This window comes from Streptomyces pseudogriseolus (assembly GCA_002154585.1).
GTDB lineage: Bacteria > Actinomycetota > Actinomycetes > Streptomycetales > Streptomycetaceae > Streptomyces > Streptomyces pseudogriseolus.
In genome coordinates, this window is sequence record MUNG01000477.1 from 1 (window position 1) to 11,601 (window position 11,601).

Here is an 11,601-nt window from a genome sequence, read left to right on the forward strand (position 1 = left end):
GCCTTCGAGTTCGTGAAGACGATGCAGACCAAGACCAACGCGCAGAAGTGGTACGTCGCCAACTCCGGCATCGCCGTGCGCGAGGACGGCCCGCCGGGGGCGGGGAGGCGGCGGGCGGACCCGGGGTCTTCGCGAGGTCCGGGCCCGCGTGCGGTGCGGCGGCGGTCATCGGCGCGTCCCGTCGCCGCTCACCTGGAGGTGACCTGGCCGTCGGCGGCGTCGCGCAGCGCCTCGTCGTAGCCCCGCGCGGCCTCCTCCACGGACGCGTCACCCGTGGTCACGGCTTCCATCGCCTCCTGGACGGCGGTCGACACCTTCGGGTACGCCGGGTACGCGGGCCGGTAGTGGGTGTGCTCCACCAGGTCGGTGAAGAACCGGATGCCGGGCTGCGCCGCCGTGTACGCCGGGTCCGCGGCGACGTCCTCGCGCACGGCGATGCCGGAGTTGGCGACGTACCACTTCTGCGCGTTGGTCTTGGTCTGCATCGTCTTCACGAACTCGAAGGCCAGGTCGGGGTTGGCCGCCTTCGCGGGGATCGACCAGGTCCAGCCGCCCGACATGCTCACCTTGCCGGGCGCCTGCCCGTGCTGGGTGGGCATCGCCGCGAGCCCCAGCTCCTTGGACCACTCGGGCCACTCGTGGCCGCTGCCCTCCAGCCAGTCCTGCGGCAGCCAGGAACCGTCCAGCGCGATGGCGAGCTTGCCCTGCGGCAGCCACTCGCCGCGCACCCTGGTGCCCACGTTGGGGTCGAGGGCGTCGGCGACGTCGGGCCCGAGCTTCTCCTTGTAGACGGTCTCGACGAAGGTCAGGGCGTCCCGGAAGCCCTGGCCGGCCGTGACCCACTTCTTCGTGGTCTTGTCGTACAGCGGGTCGGACGTGCCGTCACCGGTGCCGTACAACAGCATCTCGAAGGTCTGCATGGTGGCCGCCTCGCCGACCGGCTTGCCGGTGTAGACGTTCAGCGGGATGACGCCGGGCACCTTCTCCTTGACGGTGCGGGCGGCGTCGAGGACGTCCTCCCAGGTCCGCGGCTGCCAGTTCGCGGGCAGCCCTGCCTTCGCGAAGACGTCCTTGCTGAACCACAGCCCCCGCGTGTCCGTGCCGTCCGGGACGCCGTACGTCTTCCCGTCCTCGCCCTTCGCCGCGGCCTTGGCGGTGTCGATGAACCGGTCCCAGTCCTTCCATCCGGCGAGATAGGGGTCGAGCGGCTTCAAGTACCCGCTGATGATGTCGGAGTTGATGAGGAAGGTGTCCTCGTACACCAGGTCGGGCGCGGTCCTGGGGGAGCGGAGCATCTGCTGGAGCTTGGTGTAGTACTCGGCGTCCGGCGCCTTGATGGGGACGAGCTCCACCTTCTTGCCGGGGTTGGCCTTCTCGAACTGCTTCTTGATGTCCGCGAGATAGGTGTCCATCACCTTCACGGAGTTGTCCGTGGACTGCTTGAACGACACCTTCAGCGTGTCCGGGTCGCCTCCGGATCCGCCGCCGCAGGCGGTCAGCAGCAGCGGGGCGGCGGCGCAGAGGGCGACGAACGCGGTCGGACGGGCGGTGGTGCGGGAGCGAGCGGCGGTGGGGCGCACGGGCACGACCTCCTACGGGCACACGACACTGTGGCCTGGACGGCTGCCTGGCGAACGTAAGTTGAGTGGTCTAGTCAGGTCAATGGACGTGCGCAGGGGGAACCGCCGGGGGCGGTGAAGGCTTCGTGAGCCTCAGGGTCCGGACACCCACCGGTACTGGAGTTCCGGCCGTCCCACCGTGCCGTACTGGGGGCGGCGGGCCGCGCAGCCGGAGTCGACGAGGTGCTCCAGGTAACGGCGGGCCGTGATGCGGGAGATGCCGACCGCCTCCGCGACACCCGTCGCGGTCAGGCCCTCGGGGGCGTCACGCAGGGCCGTGGAGACGCGTTCCAGGGTGGGACCGCTGAGGCCCTTCGGCAGCGCGGCCGGGCCGGGGGCGCGCAGGGCCGCCAGGGCGCGGTCGACCTCGTCCTGGCCGCTCGCCTCGCCGGCCGCCGCACGGAACTCGGCGTACCGCACCAGCCGGTCGCGCAGCGTCGCGAACGTGAACGGCTTCAGCACGTACTGGACGACGCCCAGGGACACCCCCTCGCGCACCACCGCCAGGTCACGGGCCGAGGTCACCGCGATCACGTCGGCGTGATGGCCGGCCGCCCGCAGCGAGCGGGCCAGCTGGAGCCCGTGCACGTCCGGCAGGTGCAGGTCGAGAAGCAGCAGGTCGACGGGGGTGCGGTCGAGCACCCGGCGGGCCTGGGCCCCGGTGTGCGCCTTGCCGACGGCGACGAAGCCGGGCACCCGCCCGACGTACATCACGTGCGCGTCGGCGGCGACCGGGTCGTCCTCGACGACCAGCACTCTGATCGGCTGCCCGGGCCGCCCGCTCATCGGGCGCCGCCCACGCCGTTCACGGCAGCATCGTCCACGCCGTCCGGGCCCGCGCCGCCCGCAGCCGCGCTGCCCGTGCCGTCCGCGCTGCCCGTACCGTTCGCGCCTGCGCCGCTTGCGCCGCTTGCGCCGTCCGCGCCGTTCGCGGTCGTGCCGCCCGGACCGTCCGCGCCGTTCGCGGTCGTGCCGCCCGCGCCGTCCGTGCCCGTGCCGCCCGCACCCGCACCGCCCGCACCGCCCGTGCCGTCCGCAGCCGTGCTGCTCGCACCGCCCGCACCGCCCGCACCCGCATCGCCCACGTCGCCGTTCACCACCGCCCCCGCCGCCCCCCGCAGCGGGACCCGCACGTCGAACACGGCGCCGCCGTCCTCGCCGGAGGTCACCGTGAGGGTGCCGCCGTGCCGGGACACCGCCTGCCGGACCAGGGCGAGGCCGAGTCCCCGGCCGCCCGGGCCGGACGGCTTGGTGGAGTAGCCGAGCCGGAACAGCTCCTCGGCGCGGTCCGGGTCGACGCCGGGACCGGTGTCGCCGACCCGCAGGACCAGCTTCGAGCCGTCCCCCTCGGTCAGCTCGGTCAGCTCGGTCCGCGCGGTCACCGTCACCCGCGGCCGCACCCCGCCCTGCGCCGCGTCCACCGCGTTGTCGATCAGGTTGCCGAGGATGGTCACCAGGTCACGGGAGGGCAGCGCGTCCGGCAGCAGGCCGTCGTCCAGCCGGCTGTCCGCGGACACCACCAGCTCCACGCCCCGCTCGTTGGCCTGCGCGGTCTTGCCCAGCAGCAGCGCCGCCAGCACCGGCTCGCTCACCGCCGCCACCACCTGGTCGGTGAGCGCCTGCGCCAGCTCCAGCTCGGCGGTGGCGAACTCCACGGCCTCCTCGGCGCGGCCCAGCTCGATCAGCGACACCACGGTGTGCAGCCGGTTGGCCGCCTCGTGCGCCTGGGACCGCAGCGCGTGCGTGAAGCCCCGCTCCGAGTCCAGCTCGCCCATCAGCGACTGCAGCTCGGTCACGTCCCGCAGCGTCACCACCGAGCCGCGCCGCTCGCCGCCGGTGACCGGGGAGGTGTTCACCACCAGCACCCGGTCGGCCGTCAGGTGCACCTCGTCGACCCGGGGCTCGGAGGCGAGCAGCGCGCCCGTCAGCGGGGCGGGCAGACCCAGCTCCGCGACCGACCGGCCCACCACGTCCTCCTCCTGGTCCACCCCGAGCAGCTCACGGCCGCCGTCGTTGATCAGCGCCACCCTGTACTGCCCGTCCAGCATCAGCAGACCCTCGCGCACGGCGTGCAGCGCGGCCTGATGGTAGTCGTGCATGTGGCTGAGCTCGGCCGCGTTCATCCCGTGCGTGTGCCGGCGCAGCCGCGCGTTGATCACGTACGTGCCGATCGCGCCGAGCCCGAGCGCGCCGCCCGCGACCACCAGCAGCGCGGTGAGCTGCTCCTGCACGCGCCGGCCGATCTCCTCGACCCGTATGCCCGCGCTGACCAGGCCGACGATCCGGTCCCCGTCCCGCACCGGGGTCACGGCGCGCACGGACGGACCGAGCGTGCCGGTGTAGGTCTCGGTGAAGGTGCGGCCCTGGAGCGCCGGCTCCGTGTGCCCCTGGAAGGGCAGGCCGATCTGGTCCGGGTCGGGGTGGGTCCAGCGGATGCCCCGCGGATCCATGATCGTCACGAAGTCGACGTCGGTGTCGCGCACCACCGCCACCGCGTACGGCTGGAGCCGCGCCGACGGGTCGGACGAGCGGATCGCCTCCCGCACCGACGGCGAGTCGGCCACCGAGAGGGCCACCGAGGTCGCCTGCCGTCCCGCGGCCTGCTCGGCCTCGGAGCGGTTGCTCAGATACGTGGCCAGGGCGTATCCGGCCACGACGACCGTGAGCAGCACGGCCTGCATGGCGAAGAGCTGCCCCGCGAGGCTGCGGGGCCCGGGGAGGGGGATACGCATTCAGCCAGTCTGCCTCGCGTCTCGGCGGTGAACTAAATGAACGGAAGGGTGACCGCGCTCACAAGGCGCGACATAGTCACCGCGTTCCCCCGAACCATCCCCCGGACGTGAGCCGCACGCCGGTGATGCCGACGACGACGTCAAGGAGGGCCGCCGTGACCAGCACCGCCGATACGGCACCTGCCGCACCCGAGGCCAAGCGGGACCGCACGCACTATCTCTACATCGCGGTGATCATCGCGGTCGCCCTCGGCATCGCCGTCGGCCTGATCGCGCCGGACTTCGCGGTCGAGTTGAAGCCGATCGGCACCGGCTTCGTGAACCTGATCAAGATGATGATCTCGCCGATCATCTTCTGCACCATCGTGCTGGGCATCGGGTCCGTGCGGAAGGCCGCCAAGGTCGGCGCGGTGGGCGGCATCGCGCTCGGCTACTTCATGGTCATGTCGGTCGTGGCGCTCGCCATCGGCCTGCTCGTCGGCAACATCCTGGAGCCGGGTTCCGGCCTCGCGATCACCGACGCGGTCAAGGAGACCGGCCACGCGCAGATCGACGCGGAGGCCAAGGACACCACCGAGTTCCTGCTCGGCATCATCCCGACCACCATCGTGTCCGCCTTCACCCAGGGCGAGGTGCTCCAGACCCTGCTGATCGCCCTGCTGGCCGGCTTCGCCCTCCAGGCCATGGGCAACGCGGGCCGGCCGGTCCTGCGCGGCATCGAGCACATCCAGCGGCTGGTCTTCCGCATTCTCGCCATGATCATGTGGGCGGCCCCGGTCGGCGCGTTCGGCGCGATGGCCGCGGTCACCGGCTCGGCGGGCGTGGACGCGCTGAAGAGCCTCGCGGTGCTGATGCTCGGCTTCTACGTCACCTGTGTGCTGTTCATCTTCGTGGTGCTCGGCACGATGCTGCGGATCGTCGCGGGTCTGAACGTGTGGACCCTGTTCAAGTACCTGGGCCGTGAGTTCCTGCTGATCCTGTCCACCTCCTCCTCCGAGTCCGCGCTGCCGCGGCTCATCGCGAAGATGGAGCACCTGGGCGTCAGCAAGCCGGTGGTCGGCATCACCGTCCCGACCGGCTACTCCTTCAACCTCGACGGCACCATGATCTACATGACCATGGCCTCGCTGTTCATCGCCGACGCCATGGGCACGCCGATGTCGGTCGGCGAGCAGATCCCGCTGCTGCTGTTCCTGCTGGTCGCCTCGAAGGGCGCCGCCGGCGTCACCGGCGCGGGCCTCGCGACCCTGGCCGGCGGTCTGCAGTCGCACAAGCCCGCCCTGGTGGACGGCATCGGCCTGATCGTCGGCATCGACCGCTTCATGAGCGAGGCCCGCGCGCTGACCAACTTCGCCGGCAACGCCATCGCCACGGTGCTCATCGGCACCTGGACGAAGGAGATCGACAAGGAGCGGGTCGCCGAGGTGCTGGCCGGACGCGCCCCCTTCGACGAGCGCACGCTGCTGGACGACCACGGCGACGGCGCCGGCCGGGACGACGACGCCCAGGCGTCCGAGCCGGGCGGCGAGAAGGAACTCGCCAAGGCCTGACCCGGGCAGGCGCCCTTCACTCCGGCCGGCCGGGTCGCACCCCCGTCGCCCCGGCCGGCCGGTCCCGGAGGCCCACCCCCCTGACAGGGCCTCCCGCCGGGCGGCCGGACTCCTCCCCCGTGAGTCCGGCCGCCCGGCTTCGCCGTTCCCTGCCCTCGTCGTCCCGCCCTTGCCTTGACGCCGAGGTCAAGGCTTACGTTCGTCCGTATGCGAATCGGCGAGCTGGCCGCACGCGCCGGGACCACGACGCGGACGCTGCGGTACTACGAGTCCCGCGGGCTGCTGCCCGCACGCAGGTCCGGGAACGGCTACCGGACCTACGACGAGTCCGACCTGAGGCTGCTGCGGCAGATCCGCACGCTCCAGGACTTCGGGTTCGGTCTGGAGGAGACCCGGCCGTTCGTGGAGTGCCTGCGGGCCGGGCACCCCGAGGGCGACTCCTGCCCCGCCTCGCTCCAGGTCTACCGGCGCAAGCTCGACGAGCTCGACACGCTCATCGCCGAGCTGGGGGCCGTACGGGAGACGGTGGGGCGGCAGCTGGCGCGGGCGGAGGCGGCCAGCGCGGCGCTGGCAGCCGAGGCGGCGGTCCCGGGAGGTCCGGAACCGGAGTGCGAACTGGGAGGGGGACCGCGATGAGCGGCGTGCCCGAGGTGACGGACGCGGATTTCGCGGAGGAGGTGCTCGGCTCCGGGCTTCCGGTGCTGGTGGAGTTCACCGCGGACTGGTGCCCGCCGTGCCGGCAGATGGCGCCGGTGCTGCGTGAGCTGGCCGCGGCGGAGGAGGGCCGGCTGAAGGTCGTGCAGCTGAACGTGGACCGCAATGCGGCCACGACCAACGCGTACAAGGTGCTGTCCATGCCGACGTTCATGGTGTTCCGCGACGGGGAGCCGCTGCGGTCCATGGTCGGCGCGCGGCCGGGGCGGCGACTGCGGGAGGAGCTGCGCGACGTGCTCTGAGCCGCCTCCACGTGGAGACGAGAAAACCCCCGGGCAATTGCGCCCGGGGGTTTTCCTTGCGTATATTCGTTGATTCACGCCTTCGTTGAAAGAAGTCGCGAAGAAGTCCAGTGAGCACAGTATATCCGGGCGGGAGCTGAATTGTCAAACACCGAATTTCCGGACGATGAATTGCGGCACGAACAGGAATTCATCGACGGACTGTACGCACGGGTGGACGTCCTGCGGGGCGACGCCGAGACCGGTGTGGCGGACGCCCTCGCCCAGGGCCACACCCCCCGGCAGGCCCGGCTGGAGCGGGACATCCTGGTCGCCGAGCGGTCCGGGCTGCTCGCCGCGCTGAACGCGGTGGACGGCTCCCTCTGCTTCGGCCGCATCGACCTCGCCTCCGGGCAGACCCACCACATCGGCCGCATCGGCCTGCGCGCCGACGACGAGGAGCGCACCCCGGTCCTCATCGACTGGCGGGCCGGAGTGGCGCGCCCGTTCTACCTGGCCACCGGCCACACCCCGATGGGGCTGCGCCGCCGCCGGCACATCGCCACCGAGGGCCGCCGCGTCACCCACCTGCACGACGAGATCCTCGACCTCGGCGACGAGACCCGCACCGGCCACGAGGACCCCACCGGCGACGCCGTGCTGCTGGCCGCGCTGAACTCCGCGCGCACCGGCCGCATGGGCGACATCGTCCGCACCATCCAGGCCGACCAGGACCGTGTCATCCGCGCCCCGCACCGGGGCGTCATGGTGGTCGAGGGCGGCCCTGGCACCGGCAAGACCGCCGTCGCCCTGCACCGCGCCGCGTTCCTGCTCTACGAGCACCGCGAACTGCTGGCCCGCCGCGCCGTCCTGATCGTCGGACCCAACCCGGCGTTCCTCGGCTACATCGGCGAGGTGCTGCCCAGCCTCGGCGAGACCGGCGTGCTCCTCGCGACCGTCGGCGAGCTGTTCCCCGGCGTGCGGACGACCCGCACGGACACCCCGCGGGCCGCGGCCGTCAAGGGACGGGCCGACATGGCCGACGTGCTCGCCGAGTACGTCCGCGACCGGCAGGCGCTGCCCGACCCGGTCATCGCGATCGAGCACGACCGCGAGGTCCTGATGCTCGACGACGGCCTGGTGAACGTCGCCCGGGAACGCACCCGCGCCACGCGGCTGCCGCACAACGTGGCCCGCGAGCACTTCGAGGGGCACATCCTCAACACGCTCACCGACATGCTCGCCGAACGCATCGGCACCGACCCGTTCGACGGGTCCAACCTGCTCGACCCGAGCGACATCACCCAGATCCGCGACGAGCTCGCCGAGAACCCCGAGGTGTGGTCCGCGATCGACCAGCTGTGGCCGCGGATCACCCCGCAGCGGCTGGTCGCGGACTTCCTCGCCGCCCCGGAGGGCTACCTCTCCGACGAGGACGCCGCCGCCGTCCGCCGCCCCGTCACCCAGCACTGGACCGTCTCCGACGTGCCGCTGCTGGACGAGGCCGCGGAGCTCCTCGGCGAGGACGACCGGCTCGCGCGGGAGCGCGCCGACCGCGAGCGGCAGCGGCAGATCGCCTACGCGCAGGGCGTGCTGGACGTCTCCTACGCCTCCCGCACCTTCGAGTTCGAGGACAAGGAGGAGGACGACCCGGAGTCCTCCGAGGTGCTCTCCGCGCACGACATCATCGACGCCGAGCGGTTCGCCGAACGGCACGAGGAGGAGGACCACCGCAGCGCCGCCGAACGCGCCGCCGCCGACCGCACCTGGGCGTTCGGCCACATCATCGTCGACGAGGCGCAGGAGCTGTCCCCGATGGCGTGGCGGCTGCTGATGCGGCGCAGCCCCACCCGCTCGATGACCCTGGTCGGAGACCCGGCTCAGACCTCCGAGGCGGGTGGTGTCGGCTCCTGGGAGGGCATCCTCGCCCCCTACGTCGAGGACCGCTGGGAGCACCACCGGCTCGGCGTCAACTACCGCACCCCCGCGGAGATCATGGAGGTCGCCGCCGAGGTGGTGCGCGCCGCGCACCCCGGCTTCGAGCCGCCCAGCTCGGTACGCGCCACGGGCGTGAAGCCGTGGGCCCGCGCCACCGCGGACCTGCCCGCCGCCACCGCCGACGCGGTCGCGGAACTCACCCCCGAGGAGGGCCGCCTCGCCGTCATCGCCCCGCGCGAGCTGCACCGCGCCCTGGCCGCCCGCCTGGACGGGGTGACGGCCGGCGCCGAACCGGACCTCACCCACCAGGTGGTGCTGCTCGACCCGCGCCAGGCGAAGGGCCTGGAGTTCGACTCGGTCCTGGTGGTCGAGCCGGGCCGCTACGGCACCAGCGACCTGTACGTGGCGCTCACCCGCGCCACCCAGCGGCTCGGCGTGCTGCACACCGAGCCGCTCCCGGAGCCGCTGGCCAGGGCGCTCGCGTAACCGGCGCGCCCGCCGTCAACCCACGCGCCCGCCGTCAGGCCGGGCGCAGCCACACCGTCGCCAGGGGCGGCAGGGTCAGCCGGATGCTCGCCGGCAGGCCGTGCCGGCCCTGCGGCTCCGGCTTCACCGGGTCGGGGCCCGCCACGCCGCCGCCGCCGTAGCGGGCCGCGTCGGTGTTCAGGACCTCGTGCCAGGCGGGCACGTCGTCCGGGACGCCGATGCGGTAGTCGTGCCGCACCACGGGCGCGAAGTGCGACACCGCGAGCAGCGGCGAGCCGTCGGCGTCGTACCGCAGGAAAGCCAGCACGTTGTCGTCGGCGGCGTCCCCGGTCACCCAGCGGAACCCGGCGGGCTCGGTGTCGTACTGCCACAGCGCCGGGGTGGCCCGGTACACGGTGTTGAGGTCGCGCACCAGGTCCCGCACACCCCGGTGGTCGGCCTCCGCGCCGTAGTGCGGGTCGAGCAGCCACCAGTCCGGGCCGTGCGCCTCCGACCACTCCGCGCCCTGCGCGAACTCCTGGCCCATGAACAGCAGCTGCTTGCCGGGGTGGGCCCACATGAAGCCCAGGTAGGCGCGCAGGTCGGCGCGCTGCCGCCACCAGTCGCCGGGCATCTTCGACACCAGGGACCGCTTGCCGTGCACCACCTCGTCGTGGGAGATCGGCAGCACGTAGTTCTCGCTGTACGCGTACACCATCGAGAAGGTCATCTCGCCGTGGTGGAACTTGCGGTGCACCGGCTCGTGGCTCATGTACTCCAGCGAGTCGTGCATCCATCCCATGTTCCACTTCAGCCCGAAGCCCAGGCCCCCGAAGCCGCTGGGGCCCTTGTGGTGGGTGGCCCGGGTGACGCCGTCCCAGGCGGTGGACTCCTCCGCGATCGTCACGACCCCCGGCACCCTGCGGTACACGGTCGCGTTCATCTCCTGGAGGAACGCCACCGCGTCCAGGTTCTCCCGGCCGCCGTGCTCGTTCGGCGTCCACTGGCCCGGCTCGCGCGAGTAGTCCAGGTAGAGCATCGAGGCGACGGCGTCCACCCGCAGCCCGTCGATGTGGAACTCCTCGCACCAGTACAGGGCGTTGGCCACCAGGAAGTTGCGCACCTCGCGGCGCCCGAAGTCGAACTCCAGGGTGCCCCAGTCGGGGTGCGCGGCGCGCAGCGGATCGGAGTGCTCGTACAGCGGGCGGCCGTCGAACTCGGCCAGCGCCCACTCGTCGCGCGGGAAGTGCGCCGGCACCCAGTCCATGATCACGCCGATCCCGGCCCGGTGCAGGGCGTCCACCAGGTACTTGAAGTCGTCCGGGGTGCCGAGCCGGGCCGTGGGCGCGTAGAAGCCGGTGACCTGGTAGCCCCAGGACGGCCCGTACGGGTGCTCGGCGACCGGCATCAGCTCGACATGCGTGAAGCCCATGTCCGTCACGTACGCGGGCAGCACCTCGGCGAGCTCGCGGTAGGTGAGCCCCGGCCGCCAGGACGGCAGATGCACCTCGTACACCGAGAACGGCGCCCGGTGCGCGGGCACCTCCGCCCGCCGCTCCAGCCACTCCGCGTCGCCCCACTCGTACGCCGACGACGTGACGATCGACGAGGTGGCCGGGGGCACCTCGGTGCGGCGGGCCATCGGATCGGCGCGCAGCGTCTTCGAGCCGTCGGGGCGGGTGATCTCGAACTTGTACAGCTCGCCCTCGCCGATCCCCGGCACGAACAGCTCCCACACCCCGGTCGCGCCCAGCGAGCGCATCGGGAAGCCGGTGCCGTCCCAGAAGTTGAACGAGCCCGCGACCCGCACGCCCTGGGCGTTCGGCGCCCACACCGAGAAACGGGTGCCGGTGACGCCCTGATGGGTCATCGGGTGCGCGCCCAGCACCGTCCACAGCTGCTCGTGCCGGCCCTCGCCGATCAGATGCAGGTCCAGCTCGCCGAGCGTGGGCAGGAAGCGGTACGCGTCCTCCGTCTCCAGCTCCGTCCCCTCGTACGCGACGCGCAGCCGGTACGCCGGGACCTCGCGCAGCGGCAGCAGCCCCGAGAAGAAGCCGTCGCCGTCGTCGTGCAGGGCGACGGTCACGCCGCCGGACACCACGGTCACCGACCGCGCGTACGGGCGGAACGCGCGGAAGGCCACGCCGCCGGGGACGGGGTGTGCGCCCAGCACGGAGTGGGGGGCGTGGTGCGTGCCGTGCAGCAGGCGGGCGCGGTCGTCGGAGCCGACGGCGGGGGACACGGCGAGCTCCGCCTCCGGCGGGGTGAGCTGCGGGGAGTTTTCCGGCACCGGTGCCGAGGCCGCCTCCGATGCTGCACGCGCGGCGCCTCGCGTCGTGCCGCCCGCGCCCACCCGTGCCGC

General features: G+C 72.6%; 9 protein-coding genes. 5 read left to right on the forward strand and 4 right to left on the reverse strand.

The features are described from left to right. Positions 1-240: hypothetical protein (locus CCN29_RS31325; protein ID WP_143661428.1), on the forward strand; the 240-nt coding region annotated here is incomplete at its 5' end. Here CCN29_RS31325 and CCN29_RS31330 read toward each other — a convergent pair. The 3 genes from CCN29_RS31330 to CCN29_RS31340 form a co-directional block, all read right to left on the reverse strand. Further along, complete coding sequence (locus CCN29_RS31330; RefSeq protein WP_086685910.1) at positions 189-1,580, reverse strand: extracellular solute-binding protein; 1,392 nt, start codon at positions 1,578-1,580, stop codon at positions 189-191. The two genes, CCN29_RS31325 and CCN29_RS31330, sit on opposite strands and share 52 nt — an antisense overlap. 132 nt (positions 1,581-1,712) lie before the next feature. After that, positions 1,713-2,405, reverse strand: a complete 693-nt coding sequence (locus CCN29_RS31335; RefSeq protein ID WP_086685912.1) for a response regulator — start codon at positions 2,403-2,405, stop codon at positions 1,713-1,715. Beyond that, positions 2,402-4,351, reverse strand: coding sequence for a sensor histidine kinase (locus CCN29_RS31340; RefSeq protein ID WP_086685914.1), 1,950 nt, complete (start codon positions 4,349-4,351; stop codon positions 2,402-2,404). The genes CCN29_RS31335 and CCN29_RS31340 overlap by 4 nt, the downstream gene beginning before the upstream one ends. 155 nt (positions 4,352-4,506) lie before the next feature. On the opposite strand from CCN29_RS31340, the gene CCN29_RS31345 reads away from it, so the two are divergent. The 4 genes from CCN29_RS31345 (at position 4,507) to CCN29_RS31360 (ending at position 9,260) form a co-directional block, all read left to right on the forward strand. Continuing rightward, the gene (locus CCN29_RS31345; protein ID WP_086685916.1) at positions 4,507-5,901 is read left to right on the forward strand and encodes a cation:dicarboxylate symporter family transporter; all 1,395 of its coding nucleotides are present in this window, start codon (positions 4,507-4,509) and stop codon (positions 5,899-5,901) included. Positions 5,902-6,108: 207 nt separating this feature from the next. After that, entirely contained in the window at positions 6,109-6,537 is a 429-nt protein-coding gene (locus CCN29_RS31350; protein ID WP_086685918.1) for a MerR family transcriptional regulator, read from the forward strand. Further along, positions 6,534-6,857 (forward strand): thioredoxin family protein, encoded by a 324-nt coding sequence (locus CCN29_RS31355; protein WP_006130220.1) that lies wholly within the window; start codon positions 6,534-6,536, stop codon positions 6,855-6,857. The genes CCN29_RS31350 and CCN29_RS31355 overlap by 4 nt, the downstream gene beginning before the upstream one ends. Positions 6,858-7,028: 171 nt before the next feature. Next, entirely contained in the window at positions 7,029-9,260 is a 2,232-nt protein-coding gene (locus CCN29_RS31360) for a HelD family protein (RefSeq protein WP_242781497.1), read from the forward strand. Between the two features lie 34 nt (positions 9,261-9,294). On the opposite strand, the gene glgB is transcribed toward CCN29_RS31360, so the two are convergent. Further along, on the reverse strand, positions 9,295-11,592 hold the full coding sequence (glgB, locus tag CCN29_RS31365) for a 1,4-alpha-glucan branching enzyme (RefSeq protein WP_442538589.1): 2,298 nt from the start codon (positions 11,590-11,592) through the stop codon (positions 9,295-9,297). Positions 11,593-11,601 lie beyond the last annotated feature (9 nt).